Raw genomic sequence first — 15,743 nt, forward strand, 5'->3', positions numbered from 1 at the left:
CCCGGAAGGAATGGTTACGCTCTCCTCCCTGCCCGAACTCGACGAGCTTGAACGCGCCCGCGTGATGGAGCTCTATGACCTCGCCGGTGCGCGCGACGAAGGCCTGCTGGACGATCTCACCGCCTTCGCGGCCGAGCTGTGCCAGGCGCCGATCGCGCTGGTCAGCCTGGTTGAGCAGCAGGACCAGTTCTTCCTGTCGCGCGTCGGACTCGACGTCGACGGCACGCCGCGCTCGCAATCCTTCTGCGCCCACGCGATGCACGGCCATGCCGTGATGGAAGTCGTCGATGCGACGCAAGACGGGCGCTTTCGCGACAATCCGCTCGTCACCGGCGATCCGTTCATCCGCTTCTACGCCGGCGCCCCGCTCGTCTCGCGAGAGGGGACGCCGCTCGGCGCGGTGTGCGTGATCGACACGTCGCCGCGCGCGCCGCTCAACGACTTCCAGCGCCGCGGCCTCGAAATCCTCGCCACTGCCACCATCTCCCGGCTGGAGGCCCGCCGCGTTGCGCGCGAACAGCGAGAGCAGCGCGCCGCGCTCGCCGACAGCGAGGAACGCTTCCGCACGCTCGCCGACACCATGCCGCAGATGGTCTGGTCGACGCTGCCCGACGGCTATCACGATTATTACAACGCACGCTGGTATGAATTCACCGGCGCGCCGGCCGGCACCACCGATGGCGAGGGCTGGAACGACATGTTCCACCCCGACGATCAGGCCCGCGCGTGGCAGGTGTGGCAGCACAGCCTTGCCACTGGCGACGCCTATCAGATCGAATATCGCCTGCGCCATTTCGACGGCACCTATCGCTGGGTGCTCGGCCGGGCGCTGCCGATCCGCGATTCAAAGGGGCGGATCACCCGCTGGTTCGGCACCTGCACCGACATTCACGAGCAGAAACTTGCGCTCGAAGAGCGTGAGGTGATCAGCCAGGAACTGTCGCACCGCATCAAGAACATCTTCGCCGTGATCGGCGGGCTGATCCAGCTCGCCGCGCGCGCCCATCCCGAACTGGTGCCGCTCGCCGCGGACCTGCGCGCGCGCATCGCGGCGCTCGGCAAGGCGCATGATTTCGTCCGTCCGCACAGCCCGCATTCGCGCCCCTCGGCGCATCAGGACAGCCTGCGCGGCCTGCTGGAGCAATTGTTCGCCCCCTATCAGGCGCATCCCGGCGAGCGGCTGGTCATCAGCGGCGCCGATATCGCAGTCGACGATCGCGCGGCCACGCCGCTGGCGTTGCTGTTCCACGAGCTTGCCACCAACGCGAGCAAATATGGCGCGCTCTCGGTCGCCGGCGGCCGCGTGTGGATCGCGATCAGCCGCGATGAAGCGACGGCGCGGATCCTCTGGCGCGAAGAGGGCGGCCCCGGCATCGACGCAAGCGCGATCGCCGCGGGCTTCGGCACCCAGCTGATTGAATTGAGCGCGGTGCGCCAGCTCGGCGGCGCGGTCACGCGCGATTGGCGGCCGACGGGCCTAGAACTGGTGATGGAGGCGCCGGTCGCCTCGTTCAGCCGGTCCGGCTGATCCGGATCACTTCGTCGTCGGCCGGTTCGCCGATCCCGCTCGCCAGCGCTGCCGCGGCCAGGATCGCGCGGTCGCTGAACGGCTTGCGTACATAGCCCAATGCCTCTGACGGGATGCCGATCTGCGCCGGATTGGCGGTGACGAACACCACCTTCACGCCATAATCGCGCGCGATCCGCTCGGCGATCTGCGGCCCGGTCGGCCCGTCGCGCAGGTTGATGTCGACGAAGGCGATCTCGCACCCGGGCGCCGCGGCCAGTGCCTGATCGCTGTCGGCAGCGATTCCGGCGACCACATAGCCGGCATCCGTCAATATCCGCTCCAGATCGAGCGCGACGAAGATTTCGTCTTCAATGATGAGTGCAGTCTTGGACATGATTGGATTGCGCAACACAGATTAAGGGTGTTTCGTTCCCCGCAGCAGGAATATCGCATGTTCTGCCAGGATATTTGCTGCGGCCGATGTCGTTTTCTTGTCACCCGACAGGAACCAGGCGCCTTCCACGGCAACTCCCTGATCCTGCAGATGGGCTCGAAAATCATCTACGGTCAGATGATGAATGTTCGGTGTATCGTACCAGCGTTCGGGCAGCAGCCGGGTCACCGGCATCCGCCCGCCCCACAGTAGCGACAGCCGCACGCGCCAGTGCGCGAAATTGGGAAAGCTGACAAAGGCGTGGCGGCCGATGCGCAACAGGTGGCGCAGCACCACGTCGGGCGCGCGGCACGTCTGCAGCGTCTGGCTCAGGATGGCGTAATCGAAACTCGCATCGGGGTATCCGGCTAGGTCGACGTCGGCATCGCCCTGGATCACGCTCAGCCCGCGCCCCACCGCCGCCGCGACATTGCCGGGGTCAAGTTCCAGCCCGCGCGCGTCCGCCTGCTTGCCATCGCGCAGCGCCGCCATCAGCGCCCCGTCGCCGCATCCGACGTCCAGCACGCGGCTGCCCGGCGCGACATGGTCGGCGATGATCGCCAGGTCGGCGCGCAGATTGCCCGCGCCCGGCGTCATGCGCCCGTCCCCATGAATCCGGCGACGACGCGGTTCATCTCGGGCGAATCGAGCAGGAACGCATCATGGCCATAGGGGCTCGACAGCTCGACGAAGCTGACCGGCGCCCCGGCCGCGTTCAGCGCATGGACGATGCTGCGCGACTCGCGCGTCGGATACAGCCAGTCGGTATCGAAACTGATCAGTGCGAAGCGGGCGCGCGTCTGGCGGAATGCATTGGCCAGCAGCCCGCCATGCTCCTCCGCCAGGTCGAAATAATCCATCGCGCGGGTGATATAGAGGTACGAATTGGCGTCGAACCGATCGACAAAGGCAATGCCCTGGTACCGCAGGTAGCTCTCGACCTGGAAATCGGCGTCGAAGCCGAACGTCTTGGCCTCCCGCGCCTGCAGCTTGCGACCGAATTTCTCGGTCAGCCCGGCCTCCGACAGATAGGTGATGTGCGCCGCCATCCGCGCCACCGCCAGCCCCGCGGCGGGCGCCGAATGGCCGTAATAATCGCCGCCGCGCCAATTGGGATCGGCCATCACCGCTTGCCGGCCGACCTCGTGAAACGCGATATTCTGCGCCGAATGGCGCGCGGCCGAGGCGATGATCACCGCCGCCTCGACCCGATCGGGGAAGGTCGCGGGCCAGCTCAGCGCCTGCATCCCGCCCATCGACCCGCCGATCACCGCCTTCAGCCGCCCGATGCCCAGATGGTCGAGCAGCATCGCCTGCGCGCGCACCATGTCGCGGATCGTGATGACCGGGAAACTCATCGCGAACGGCGTGCCCGTCGCCGGGTTGATCGTCGCCGGCCCGGACGAACCCATGCAGCTGCCCAGCACGTTGGCGCACACGACGAAGAAACGGTTGGTGTCGACAGGGCGACCCGGCCCCACCATCTGAGTCCACCAGCCGGGCTTGCCGGTGCGCGGATTGGCGCCGGCAACATGCTGGTCCATCGTGAGCGCGTGGCAGATCAGCACCGCATTGCCGCCATCTGGCGCCAGCGTGCCATAGGTCTCATAGGCGATCTCGACCGGCGTGAGCTGGCCCCCACCGTCAAGCGGCAGCGGGCCGGGCAGGATCACGTGGCGCTGGAGACCGAAACGCTGGTCGTCGGCGGACATGCTGTGCGCGCTAGCATTGTGCGCGGCGCAAGCAAACCATTCGTGTACCGAACATTTGGTGCCGCGTTGCGTGCACCGAAATGCCGCCGCCACATTGCCAACCTGCGCCGCCCCCCGCTACACGCCCGCGCCATGAACGGACCCGCTCCCAAGCCATGGATCATGCAGATCGCGCCCTATGTTCCCGGTCGCTCGACGACCGAGGATGGGCGCAAGGTCGCGAAGCTTTCCTCCAACGAAAACCCGCTCGGCACCAGCCCGCTGGCGCGTGAGGCATTCGCCACCGCGGCGACCAGCCTGGAACGCTATCCCGATGCCGGCGCCGCCGATCTGCGCGAGGCGCTGGCCGCCAAGCACGGGCTCGATCCCGCGCGGATCATCTACGGCAATGGCTCGGACGAGGTGCTTCACCTTGCCGCCGGCGCCTTCGCCGGGCCGGGTGACGAGGTGATCTACGTCAATTACGGCTTCGCGGTATACCCGATCGCGACCCGCCGTACCGGCGCGACGCCGGTGATCGCCCCGGACAAGGATTATGCGACCGACGTCGACGCGATCCTCGCCGCCGTCACCGATCGCACCACGATGGTGTTCGTCGCCAACCCCAACAACCCGACCGGCACCTATGCGCCGCGCAGCGAGATCGAGCGGCTTCACGCTGGCCTGCGCGATGACATCCTGCTCGTCCTCGACCATGCCTATGCCGAATATATCGACGGCGCGGACGATGACGGGGCGATGGCGCTGGCGGAACGTGCCTCCAACGTGCTCGTCACCCGCACCTTCTCGAAGATGTACGGCCTCGCCGCCGAACGCATCGGCTGGGGCTATGGCGCCGCGCCGCTGATCGAGGCGATGCACCGCATCCGCCTGCCCTTCTCGATCACCATCGCCGGCCAGTCGGCGGCGATCGCCGCGCTCGGCGACACCGATTTCGTCGCCAACGCCGCCGCCCACAATGCGAAGTGGCGGGCATGGTTCTCGGACGAAATCGCGAAGCTCGGCAATGCCGGCCTTCGCGCCATCCCCAGCCAGGCCAATTTCGTGCTGGTGGTGTTCGAGGGCGATCTGACCGCGGAGACCGCGTACAAGGGGCTGATGGACGCCGGCTATATCGTCCGCTGGCTCCCCGGCCAGGGTCTCCCCCACGGCCTGCGCATCACCATCGGCACCGAGGATGAAACCCGCGGCGTCATCGCGGCGCTGCGCACGCTCGCCGGCGCCGAATGATCACTCTCCCGTTCCTCGCGGCCCGCGCGGCCTGACCCAAGGTGGCATGATGCTTCCCTTCGCACGCGTTACCATCATCGGCCTCGGCCTGATCGGTTCCTCCGTCGCGCGTGCGGTGCGTCATTATATGCCCACCGTCGCGCTCGTCGGGCATGATGCCGATCCCGACGTGCGCCGCCGTGCCGACGCGCTCGGGATCGTCGATGACGTGACCGACACGATCGGCGCCGCGGTGACCGACGCCGATCTCGTCATCCTGTGCGTCCCCGTCGGTGCGATGGGCGCGGCGGCGGCGGAAATGGCGGCCGATCTCCCTGCCGACGCGATCGTCAGCGACGTCGGCAGCTGCAAGGCAGAGGTCGTTCGCGCGCTGCGCGACGCGCTGCCCAACGCCACGATCGTTCCCGCACATCCCGTCGCCGGCACCGAGCAGAGCGGGCCGGAGGCGGGCTTCGCCACCTTGTTCCGCGGCCGCTGGTGCATCGTCACCCCGCTCCCCGATGGCGATCCCGCCGCGACCGAGCGGGTCGCCGAATTCTGGCGCCAGCTCGGCAGCACGGTCGAGATCATGGCCCCCGACCATCACGATCGCGTGCTGGCGGTGACCAGCCACCTGCCGCACCTCATCGCCTATACGATCGTCGGCACCGCCAACGATCTGGCGGAGGTCACCCAGTCGGAAGTGATCAAGTTTTCCGCCGGCGGCTTTCGCGACTTCACCCGCATCGCCGCGTCCGATCCGACGATGTGGCGCGACGTGTTCCTCGCCAACAAGGACGCGGTGCTCGAAATGCTGCAACGCTTCAGCGAGGATCTGTCGCACCTTCAGCGCGCGATCCGCTGGGACGATGGCGACACCTTGTTCGACCTGTTTTCGCGCACCCGCACGATCCGCCGCTCGATCGTCGATCAGGGGCAGGATGATGCCGCCGCGGACTTTGGCCGCAAGCACGACTGACGCGGCCAAAATTCGCCAGAGGGCGGCCGCTCACCGCCGCTTTGAGGCCATTTGCACCCGCCCGGCGGCCGCGCTTACCCCTGCGCGCCGGGCTCCAGCGCATTGATCGCCTGCCACACGCGCTGCTCGATTTCCTTGCGCGGCAGCCCCGCCGGGATCGGCGTTCCAACGCGGATCGTCACCACGCCCGGCCGCTTCGGCCCCTTCTTCGGCATGAACCGCCCACTGTCGAGCGCGATCGGCACCACCGGCAGGTTCACCGCCTTGTACAGCCCGGCAAAGCCCGACCGCAGCGGCGGCGATTCCCCCGGCGTCACGCGCGTTCCCTCAGGGTAAACGATCACCGACCGCCCCTGCGCGCGCAGCTCCTTGCCCTCCGCCATCAACCGCCGCAGCGCCTTCGCCGACGCCTCGCGATCGACCGACATGGACCCGTACAGCTTGGTCGCCCAACCCCATAAAGGGATACGGCTCAGCTCACGCTTCAGCACCATCGCCGGCCCGCCCAGGATCAGCTGCAGCTCGGTCGTCTCGTACATCGACTGGTGCTTGGCCGCGAACAGGAACTGACCCTCGGGGATCTCCCCCTCGACCCGCGTCGTCACGCCCAGGAACACGCGTGCCGCCCAGCGGTTCAGCCGCGCCCAGCGATGCGCGTGATGGACTGTCGCCTTCTGCCCGAACGGTGCCACCAGCGGCACGGCCAGCACGATCAGCACCGACCCGCTGTAAAAGACGATCTGATACAGGATCGTGCGTAACCAGTTCATATTCCGTCGATTCCTGCCCACAAGGCGATCCGCCGCAGGATCAGCTTGTTGTATTCGTTGACCAGCCGGCCCAGCGGCTGTTCGGCACGCACGCCGTCGCGATGGATCGTGACGTCGCCGTCCAGCGCCGCACCCAGCTCCATCCGGGCGCGGGCCATATGCCAGTCCGACGTCACCAGCCGCACCGACTTATAGCCATGCTCCCGCATCCAGCGCGCCGTCTCCTCGGCATTGGACCTGGTGTCCACCGCCTCCCGGCCCAGGTCGACGCAGCAGGCGATCGCCCGCTCATGCCCGTTCGCGGCGATCAGGTCCGCCTTGCGCAGCCCGGTGGCGACCCCCGTCACCAGCATCCGCTTCGCGCGCCCCTCGTCGATCATCTGCAGCCCCCGGGGGATGCGCCCCGGCCCGCCGGTCGGCACGACGATGGCGTCGGTGGTCAACGAGGGCTCGGCCGGCTCGGCCAGCCTCAGCATGAACACCGCGAAGCCCAGCGCCCAGGCCACCGCCAGCAATCCGACGAACCGCGAAATCACAGGACGCGCTCCAGCGTGCGGGTGATCGCCAGCCGCGCCGCCAGCGCCGCCAGCAGGACAAAGGCGACCGGCAGCAGCGCCAGCGTCGCCCAGCCCAGCGGCCCCAGCGTCGCCTGCCCCAGCAGCTCGGACCCAAGCCCCGCGGCCTGCGCGCTGATCAGCAGCAGCATCGCCAGCGCCGCCAGCCCGCCGATCACCGCGCCAATCGCCGCATCACGCGCGATCCGCCGCTGGAACAGCCGCGCCACCTGCACATCGGTCGATCCCAGCATGTGCATGATCTCGATCGTCTGGCGATGCGCCTCCAGCCCCGCGCGCGCCGCGAGCACCACCACCGCAGCGGTCGCCCCGGCTAGAAGGATCACCAGCACCGCCGCAATCAGCACGATCAGGTCCAGGAAATCCGCCACCGGGGTCATCCACGCCTCATGCGTATCGACCCGCGCCGCCGGCGCGATCTTCGTCACCGCCGCACGCACGCGGGCGAGCGCGGCAGGCTCACCGTCTGCCAATTCCAGGTCGATCATCGTCGGCACCGGCAGGTCGGGGTCGGCACCCGCATCCCCCAGCCACGGGCGCAGCAACGCGGCCAGTTCGCCGCGGTCCACCGGCGTCGCCCCGCGCACGTCGTCCAGCCGGCGAAGCGCGCCCAGGACCCGGTCCGCCTCCACCTGGCGACGTGCCGGGTCGCCGGTCACGATCTGCACCGTCGCGCGCCCGGCGAGCTGGCTCTCCAGCCCGCTCGCGGCATTGCGCGTGGCCAGCCCCAGCGCCGCGCCCAGCACCGTCAGGAACAGCATGATGGCGATGATCCACACCATCGCCCGTACCCCGCGCGCCTCGTCCAGGACGCGCCGGGTTCGCTCGCCGGCCCCACTCATGGCAGCTCTCGTGCCGGTGGGTGACGCAACGTCCCCGTGGGATCCTGCAGCCGGCCTTTCACCAGCCGCATCATCTGCGCACCGGGCACCCGGTGCATCAGGTGCAGGTCGTGGGTGGCCACCACCACCGTCGTGCCCAGCCGATTGAGCGAATCGAACAGCAGCAGCAATCGCTCCGCCATTTCCGGGTCGACGTTGCCCGTCGGCTCGTCGGCCACCAGCATTTCCGGGCGCCCGATCACCGCCCGCGCAATCGCGACACGCTGTTGCTCGCCGCCCGACAGCGTCGCCGGTTTCGCGTCGGCGCGCTCCGCCAACCCGACCCACGCCAGCATCTCGCTCACCGGCTCCGCAATCTCGGCTTCCGGCATCCCTGCAATCCTGAGCGGCAGCGAGACATTATCCGCCGCCGACAGATGGGGCACCAGCCGAAAGTCCTGAAAGACAACGCCAATCCGCCGGCGAAAGCCCGGCAGGCGGCTGCGCGGCATGGTCACGGCATCCTCACCAAACAGGCGAATGACGCCCCGGCTGGGGCGCTGCGCGAGGTACAGCAAACGCAAAAGCGATGTCTTGCCCGCGCCGCTCGCGCCCGTCAGGAAATAGAAGGAACCGGCAGCCAGCGCGAAACTGACATCGCAAAGCGTCTCAGGCTCTTGCCCGTAGCGCAGCCCCACATTCTCGAACTGCACGATATTCGCCATTGCGGCGCTGCTTGTCCCTTGAACCACCGATGTCTTGCACGCGCCATCGCACGATGCAGCCTTCCGCTTCAACCTCCGCTTGCAAGCGGGGCGCAGGGCGTGTTTAGATTCGCGATGGCTTCAGCCCTTCTGTCCTACGCCGGTATCGACGCGCGATGATCCTCGAATGTCCCGAATGCCGCACCCGGTATCTGGTGCCCGACACATCGATCGGCCCGGAGGGTCGCACGGTGCGCTGCGCCAATTGCCGCCACAGCTGGCACCAGGCGCCTGACGCGCGCGCGATCGAGGCGATGGCCGCCGGCCCGCAGATGGCGACCGTCACTGCCGGCGCACCAGCGTCCGATCCATCGCCCTCGCAGCGGACAACGGAGGCGCCAGCCACCCCCTCTCCGGCGACGTCCAACAACACGCCCCCTGCAGTCGCTGCTTCCCCTGCAGTCGCTTCGCCGCCTGCAACCGCTGCGCCAGCCTCCTTTGCATCCGCGCTCGCCGCGGCCGTGTCGCCGCCGGCAGCCAACGGCGCCGTCCCGCCCGCCGGCAGCCGCCCGCGGATCAACCCGGCGCGCCGCTGGACCATTGCGGCGGTGCTCGCTGCGCTGCTGATGCTGGTCGCGGTCGGAGCCATCCTGTGGACCAGCGCGCCGGGCCTCGCCTCTCAGCTCGGGCTCAATTTCGGGCCGGAGGAAACGCCGCTGCGGCTGATCGACAATCCGATCGAGCGGCGGGAGATCAGCAACGGCAGCGAATTGTTCGCGGTCAGCGGCAAGGTGCTGAACCCGTCGAATGAGCGGCAGCGCGTTCCCGACATTCGCGCCGACCTGCGTGATGACCAGAACCGGATCGTCTACACCTGGACGATCATCCCGCAGCAGCGCACGCTGGCGCCCAAGAGCGCGATCGATTTCAACTCGGCCAAGCTCGACGTGCCGGCCAGCTCCAAGAAGCTGGAACTCAGCTTCGTCGGCGAAGGCGACAGCTGATTGCCGGGCCGCGATCCACGGCCCCAGGGCCTGCGGATCGCGGCGTATTATTTTTCCGCACAAACTTACGATTTGGGCCTTCGGACCCATTGCCAGCCCCAACAAGCCTTGCTAGTGGCCCGCTCCTGCCAGCCGCCGGGCCAGCCCGGTGGACATCACGTGCGGTCGTGGCGGAACTGGTAGACGCGCAACGTTGAGGTCGTTGTGTCCGAAAGGACGTGGAAGTTCGAGTCTTCTCGACCGCACCATTGATTATCGGCGGGGTTACGAAACACTCTCTTGAGTGCCCCGCCGCTACTCCTGCCGGCTGATCATGACCCTGCCCTTCCGCACCGCCGCGCTGTATCAATTTGCCCGCTTCGATGATCCCGCTGGCTTGCGCGATGGCATTGAGGCGTGCTGCCGCGCGAACAGCGTGCAGGGAACGCTGCTGCTGGCGCATGAGGGGATCAACGGGACGATCGCGGGCTCGCCCGCGGCTATCGACGCCGTGATCGCGCACCTGCGCACCCTGCCTGGCTGTGCCGACCTCGCCGTCAAATACGCCTGGGCCCCGACCGAGCCCTTCCATCGGCTGAAGGTGCGCCTGAAGCGAGAGATTGTCACCATGGGGCAGCCGGATCTCGATCCGCTGACCGATGTCGGCACCTATGTCGCGCCCGAGGAGTGGGACGCCCTGATCAACCGCCCTGACACGGTGGTGATCGACACGCGCAACGATTACGAAGTCGCGATCGGCACCTTCCCCGGCGCGATCAACCCCGAGACACGCAGCTTCCGCGACTTCCCGGCCTGGTTCCGCGCCAATCGCGACCAGCTGACCGCCGGCAAGAAGAAGGTGGCGATGTTCTGCACCGGCGGGATACGCTGTGAGAAATCCACCGCCTTCCTGAAGGCGGAGGGGATCGAGGAGGTCTATCACCTTCAGGGCGGCATCCTGAACTATCTGGAAAAGATGCCGGCAGATCAGGTCTCGTGGAAGGGCGAATGCTTCGTCTTTGACGAGCGTGTCGCGGTGACGCCCGACCTGGCCCCTGGCACGCACGTGCTGTGCCGCGCCTGCCGCCGCCCGGTCAGCCCCGAGGAGCGCCAGTCGCCGCTATACGAGGAGGGCATCAGCTGCCCCGCGTGTCACGCCGACCTGGACGACGACAAGCGCGCCCGCCTCGCCGAGCGTCACCGGCAGGAGGAACTCGCTCGCAAGCGTGGTGAGCGGCACGTCGGCGCCCGGATGGACAAGGACTGACCCAGCCCCGCTCCTGGGACAGACGCCGCCTTCCAGTCCCAAGCCAAACGAAAACGGGCGCCGACATCGTCGGCGCCCGTTCGTGCATCAGGGTGCGGGTAAGCGCCGCGATCAGGCCGCCCGGCGGGCGAAGTCCTTGTTGATCGCCAGCGCCCCCAGCGTGCAGATCGCGCCAGACAGCAGGTAGAGGCCCACCGACCACAGGCCGAAGCGGCTGGCGAGGAACAGCGCCACCAGCGGCGCGAAGCCGGCGCCGATCACCCAGGCTGCATTGGCGACGATCGCCGCGCCCGTGTAACGCGATTCGGGCGGGAAGTTGCTGTTCACCGCGCCCGACGACTGGCCGAACGCCAGGCCGAGCAGCGCGAAGCCGCCGATCATGTAGATCGTCTCGCCCACCTGACCGCCGTCGAGCAGGCGCGGGGCGAAGCCGCTGTACACCGCGATCAGCGCGGCCGAGACGCCCAGCACCGCGCGCCGGCCGACCCGGTCGGCAATCACGCCCGAGGCCAGGATGGCGAGGACGCAGACCACCGCGCCGAGCGCCTCGATGCCCAGGAAGCGCACCGGGTCCTCGCCCACTTCCAGCGTCACCCACGACAGCGGGAAGACGGTGACAAGGTGGAACAGCGCGAAGCTCGCCAGCGGGGCGAAGGCGCCAAGGATGATCGTGCGGCGCTCGCGGAACATGGTGGCGAATGCCGGCGACGGCTGCAACTCGCGGCTTTCGAACAGCCGCTCGAACTCGGGTGTCGCAACGAGGCGCAGGCGGGCGAACAGCGCCACGACGTTGATCGCCAGCACCACGAAGAACGGGTAGCGCCAGCCCCAGCTGATGAAGTCCTCCGGCGACAGGATCGCGAGGAAATAGGCGAACAGGCAGGAGGCGACGAGCAGGCCAAGCGGCGCGCCCAGCTGCGGGATCATCGCGTACCAGCCGCGCTTTTCCTCCGGCGCGTTCAGCGACAGCAGCGACGGCAGACCGTCCCACGCCCCGCCCAGCGCCACGCCCTGGCCGATGCGGAACAGCGCCAGCAGCACCGCTGACAGCGTGCCGACCTGCGCATAGCTGGGCAGCAGCGCGATCGAGATCGTCGACCCGCCCAGCAGGAACAGCGCGATGGTCAGCTTCGTGCCGCGGCCATGGACCCGGTCGATCCACATGAACAGCAAGGTGCCGAACGGCCGCGCAATGAATGCCAGCGCGAAAATTGCGAAGGAATAGAGCGTGCCGGTCAGCGCATCGACGTACGGGAACACGAGCTGCGGGAACACCAGCACCGACGCGATCGCATAGACAAAGAAGTCGAAGAACTCGCTGGTGCGGCCGATGATCACGCCGATGGCGATCTCGCCGGGCGCGACATCCTTGTGGCGCGCGTTGATCAGTCGGGCATCTCGTTGCAGGGCTGCCGAATCCGGCGCGTTGGTCGATGCAGTCATTTTCCGTCATGCTCCCGCGGCACTCGGCCGTGCGATGAATGATTGGCCCGCCTCGGGGGTCACTAATACACTCCTCTGCCTAACCGACGCCAGTGACGGGATTGGACAAATTGTCCAATGTAGCGGCTACTGGACTCGGCCTAGGAGCGCCTGGATATGCCCGATCATCCCGCCCCGGTCCCGCGGTTCGCCCGCCTGGCCCTGCTTCCGCTCCTGCTGTTCGTCGCCGGTTGCCAAAGCGCCGTGCTCGATCCGGCAGGCGACGTCGCGCTTCAGGAGCGCAACCTGATCTATGCCTCGGTCGGGCTGATGCTGCTCATCATCGTCCCGGTGATGATCCTGACGGTGGTGTTCGCCTGGCGCTATCGCAAGGGCAACAAGGACGCGACCTACGATCCCCACTTCGATCACAGCACCTCGCTGGAGCTGGTGATCTGGTCGGCCCCGCTCCTCATCATCATCGCGCTCGGCGCGCTGACCTGGTCGAGCACCCACCTGCTCGATCCGTTCCGCCCGCTGAACCGCATCTCCGCGACTCAGCCGAAGCCGAAGAACGAACGGCCGATGCTGGTCCAGGTCGTGTCGCTCGACTGGAAATGGCTGTTCATCTACCCGGAACTGGGCATCGCGACGGTCAATGAACTGGCGCTGCCGGTGAACCGCGAGGTGCGGTTCGACATGACGTCGACTAACATGATGAACACCTTCTACGCGCCGACGCTGGCGGGGATGGTCTACACCATGCCGGGGATGCGCAGCACGCTGCACGCGGTACTCAATCGCCCCGGCGACTATGAGGGCATGTCCGCCAACTACAGCGGCGCCGGCTTCTCCTACATGCGCTTCAAGCTGCTGGGCGTGGACAATGCCGGCTTTGATCGCTGGGTGAATGAGGTGAAGGCGCGCGGCGGCTCGCTCGACACCGCCAACTACCTGAAGCTGGAAAAGCCCAGCGAGCAGGTGCCGGCGATGTTCTTCTCCTCGGTCCAGCCGCAGCTGTTCCAGCGCATCTATGAACGCTGCGTCACGCCCGGCACGCCGTGCATGAGCGAGATCATGGCGCGCGACGCGGCGCTGCGCGGTGCCAAGCCGCACGAGATGCGCCCTGTCGGGGCGCCCGCTGGCCGCACGTCGATCCCGCGCGAAAAGCCCGATGGCGCGCTGCTCAAGGAAAGCGAGGAGATCGAACCCGCGCCGCACCTCAGCAAGCCGCCGCAGCCCGGCGCGCCTGGTTCGACCAAGCCCGACTCGCCCCGCAACCGCGACATGTCCTTCCTTCTCCTGCCAACCGTGCCCGGCGTGACCGGCGCGGCGCGCGGCTGAGCCGCCGGAGCTCCTCATGTTCAACGAATCCGTTCTGAAGACGATCTTCGGTCGCCTCAGTCTAGAATCCTTCCCCGTGCACGAGCCTATCCTGCTCGTGACCTTTGCCGTCGTCGTTGTGCTGGGCCTCGGCATCGTCGGCGCGATCACGAAGTACAAGCTGTGGGGCTATCTGTGGCACGAATGGTTCACCAGCGTGGACCACAAGAAGATCGGGATTATGTACATAATCCTGGGCATCATCATGCTGCTCCGCGGCTTTGCCGACGCGGTGATGATGCGTGCACAGCAGGCGATCTCCTTCGGTGCGAACGAAGGCTATCTGAACGCTCACCATTATGATCAGATCTTCACCGCGCACGGGACGATCATGATCTTCTTCGTCGCGATCCCGCTGGTGGTCGGCATCATCAACTATGTGATGCCGCTGCAGATCGGCGCGCGCGACGTGGCCTTCCCGTTCCTCAACAATTTCAGCTTCTGGCTGACGGCTGCCGGTGCGGCGCTGGTCATGGTCTCGCTGTTCGTCGGCGAATTCAGCCGCGCGGGCTGGCTGAACTATGTGCCGGTCGCGAACCTGCAGAACAGCCCTGATCCGGGGCCCGACTATTATCTCTGGGCGCTACAGATCGCCGGCGTCGGCACGACGCTGTCGGGCATCAACATGGTCGTGACCGTGATCAAGATGCGCGCGCCCGGCATGACGATGATGAAGCTGCCGGTGTTCGTCTGGACGGCGCTGTGCAGCAACGTGCTGGTCGTCGCGATCTTCCCGGTGCTGACCGCCGCCTTCGCGATGCTGATGCTCGACCGCTACGTCGGCACCAACTTCTTCACCAATGATCTCGGCGGCAACCCGATGATGTATTGGAACCTGGTGTGGATTTGGGGTCACCCGGAGGTGTACGTCCTCATCCTCCCGGTGTTCGGCATCTATTCGGAAATCACCTCGACCTTCACCGGCAAGCGGCTCTTCGGCTATTCGTCGATGGTCTATGCCACGGTCGTCATCACGATCCTGAGCTACCTGGTGTGGCTGCACCACTTCTTCACCATGGGCTCGGGCGCCAGCGTCAACAGCTTCTTCGGCATTGCGACGATGGTCATCTCGATCCCGACCGGTGCGAAGATCTTCAACTGGCTGTTCACCATGTACCGTGGCCAGATCCGGTTCGAGCTGCCGATGCAGTGGGTCGTTGCCTTCATGCTCACCTTCGTGGTGGGCGGCATGACGGGCGTGATGCTTGCCATCCCGCCGGCCGACTTCGTGCTGCACAACTCGCTGTTCCTGGTGGCGCACTTCCACAACGTGATCATCGGCGGCGTCGTGTTCGGCCTGTTCGCCGGCATCGATTACTGGTGGCCCAAGGCCTTCGGGTTCAAGCTCGATCCGTTCTGGGGCAAGATCCACTTCTGGGGTTGGGTGATCGGCTACTGGATCGCGTGGACGCCGATGTACGTCGCAGGCCTGATGGGCGTCACCCGTCGCCTGCGTCACCTCGACGACGCGACGCTCCAGCCGCTGTTCATGATCGCTGCCGTCGGCGTGGTGATCATCGCCATCGGTATCGCCGCCTTCGTCATCCAGATCGCGGTCAGCATCAAGAACCGTGAGAAGCTGCACGTCGGCGACGATCCGTGGGACGGCCGTACCCTGGAATGGGCGACCAGCTCGCCCCCGCCGGCGTACAATTTCGCCTTCACCCCGGTGGTGCACGATCTGGACGCGTGGCACGACATGAAGGTGCGCGGCTGCAAGCGCCCGACCAGCGGCTTCCGGCCGATCCACATGCCGCGTAACACGGGGGCCGGTGTCATCCTGTCGGCGCTCGCCGCAGTGCTCGGCTTCGCGATGATCTGGTACATGTGGTGGCTGGCCGCCGCGAGCTTCGTGGCGATGATCGGCTACGGCATCGCCCACACGTTCAACTACAACCGCGACTATTACATTCCGGCCGAGGAAGTGGCCGAGAATGAACGCAAGAACGCGCTGGCGGGAGCCTGACATGACCAC

Annotated in this window: 15 protein-coding genes and 1 tRNA gene; 8 read left to right on the forward strand and 8 right to left on the reverse strand. The window is 67.0% G+C overall.

The annotated features are described in order from the left end of the window. Positions 1-10 precede the first annotated feature (10 nt). A complete protein-coding gene (locus L8F96_RS02620) occupies positions 11-1,528 on the forward strand; it encodes a sensor histidine kinase (protein WP_334654942.1) in 1,518 nt (505 codons plus the stop codon). Here the strand turns inward: L8F96_RS02620 and L8F96_RS02625 are convergent. Genes L8F96_RS02625 through metX form a run of 3 tightly spaced genes read right to left on the reverse strand, consistent with a single transcriptional unit; the run spans position 1,512 to position 3,655 of the window. Beyond that, the gene (locus L8F96_RS02625) at positions 1,512-1,904 is read right to left on the reverse strand and encodes a response regulator (protein WP_136451785.1); all 393 of its coding nucleotides are present in this window, start codon (positions 1,902-1,904) and stop codon (positions 1,512-1,514) included. The two genes, L8F96_RS02620 and L8F96_RS02625, sit on opposite strands and share 17 nt — an antisense overlap. 21 nt (positions 1,905-1,925) lie before the next feature. Beyond that, on the reverse strand, positions 1,926-2,540 hold the full coding sequence (gene metW / locus L8F96_RS02630; RefSeq protein WP_334654945.1) for a methionine biosynthesis protein MetW: 615 nt from the start codon (positions 2,538-2,540) through the stop codon (positions 1,926-1,928). Continuing rightward, positions 2,537-3,655 carry a homoserine O-acetyltransferase MetX gene (gene metX, locus L8F96_RS02635; RefSeq protein WP_334654946.1) on the reverse strand — a complete coding sequence of 373 codons (1,119 nt, stop codon included), beginning with the start codon at positions 3,653-3,655 and terminating at the stop codon, positions 2,537-2,539. Before metX ends, metW begins: the two co-directional genes overlap by 4 nt. A gap of 132 nt (positions 3,656-3,787) precedes the next feature. On the opposite strand from metX, the gene hisC reads away from it, so the two are divergent. Both hisC and L8F96_RS02645 read left to right on the forward strand, forming a co-directional pair. Next, the gene (hisC, locus tag L8F96_RS02640) at positions 3,788-4,885 is read left to right on the forward strand and encodes a histidinol-phosphate transaminase (protein WP_125945559.1); all 1,098 of its coding nucleotides are present in this window, start codon (positions 3,788-3,790) and stop codon (positions 4,883-4,885) included. Positions 4,886-4,934: 49 nt separating this feature from the next. Next, entirely contained in the window at positions 4,935-5,843 is a 909-nt protein-coding gene (locus L8F96_RS02645; RefSeq protein WP_334654948.1) for a prephenate/arogenate dehydrogenase family protein, read from the forward strand. 74 nt (positions 5,844-5,917) lie between these two features. On the opposite strand, the gene L8F96_RS02650 is transcribed toward L8F96_RS02645, so the two are convergent. From L8F96_RS02650 to ftsE, 4 genes are read right to left on the reverse strand one after another with little or no spacing between them, the layout of a single operon-like run. After that, entirely contained in the window at positions 5,918-6,613 is a 696-nt protein-coding gene (locus L8F96_RS02650) for a lysophospholipid acyltransferase family protein (protein ID WP_125945558.1), read from the reverse strand. Then, on the reverse strand, positions 6,610-7,149 hold the full coding sequence (locus tag L8F96_RS02655; RefSeq protein WP_046408643.1) for a YdcF family protein: 540 nt from the start codon (positions 7,147-7,149) through the stop codon (positions 6,610-6,612). The genes L8F96_RS02650 and L8F96_RS02655 overlap by 4 nt, the downstream gene beginning before the upstream one ends. Continuing rightward, positions 7,146-8,030 (reverse strand): cell division protein FtsX, encoded by an 885-nt coding sequence (locus L8F96_RS02660; protein WP_136451781.1) that lies wholly within the window; start codon positions 8,028-8,030, stop codon positions 7,146-7,148. Before L8F96_RS02660 ends, L8F96_RS02655 begins: the two co-directional genes overlap by 4 nt. Then, positions 8,027-8,734 (reverse strand): cell division ATP-binding protein FtsE, encoded by a 708-nt coding sequence (gene ftsE, locus L8F96_RS02665; RefSeq protein WP_334654949.1) that lies wholly within the window; start codon positions 8,732-8,734, stop codon positions 8,027-8,029. The genes L8F96_RS02660 and ftsE overlap by 4 nt, the downstream gene beginning before the upstream one ends. Before the next feature lie 155 nt (positions 8,735-8,889). Between ftsE and L8F96_RS02670 the strand changes: the two genes are divergently transcribed. The 3 genes from L8F96_RS02670 to trhO all read left to right on the forward strand — a co-directional run bounded on the left by L8F96_RS02670 (position 8,890) and on the right by trhO (position 10,963). Next, positions 8,890-9,717, forward strand: coding sequence for a zinc-ribbon domain-containing protein (locus L8F96_RS02670; RefSeq protein ID WP_334654950.1), 828 nt, complete (start codon positions 8,890-8,892; stop codon positions 9,715-9,717). 161 nt (positions 9,718-9,878) lie between these two features. Further along, positions 9,879-9,965, forward strand: a tRNA-Leu gene (locus L8F96_RS02675). Positions 9,966-10,030: 65 nt separating this feature from the next. After that, on the forward strand, positions 10,031-10,963 hold the full coding sequence (trhO, locus tag L8F96_RS02680) for an oxygen-dependent tRNA uridine(34) hydroxylase TrhO (protein ID WP_334654951.1): 933 nt from the start codon (positions 10,031-10,033) through the stop codon (positions 10,961-10,963). Positions 10,964-11,074: 111 nt separating this feature from the next. Here the strand turns inward: trhO and L8F96_RS02685 are convergent, their stop codons facing one another. Beyond that, entirely contained in the window at positions 11,075-12,406 is a 1,332-nt protein-coding gene (locus tag L8F96_RS02685) for an MFS transporter (RefSeq protein WP_334654952.1), read from the reverse strand. A gap of 156 nt (positions 12,407-12,562) precedes the next feature. Here L8F96_RS02685 and cyoA point away from each other — a divergent pair, with 156 nt between their 5' ends. Together cyoA and cyoB are read left to right on the forward strand one after the other, a co-directional pair. After that, positions 12,563-13,729 (forward strand): ubiquinol oxidase subunit II, encoded by a 1,167-nt coding sequence (gene cyoA / locus L8F96_RS02690; protein ID WP_125945555.1) that lies wholly within the window; start codon positions 12,563-12,565, stop codon positions 13,727-13,729. A 16-nt stretch (positions 13,730-13,745) separates the two neighbouring features. Next, positions 13,746-15,734, forward strand: coding sequence for a cytochrome o ubiquinol oxidase subunit I (cyoB, locus tag L8F96_RS02695; protein ID WP_334654953.1), 1,989 nt, complete (start codon positions 13,746-13,748; stop codon positions 15,732-15,734). Positions 15,735-15,743: the final 9 nt, after the last annotated feature.

Source organism: Sphingomonas panaciterrae (genome assembly GCF_036890205.1).
GTDB classification, from domain to species: domain Bacteria; phylum Pseudomonadota; class Alphaproteobacteria; order Sphingomonadales; family Sphingomonadaceae; genus Sphingomonas; species Sphingomonas panaciterrae.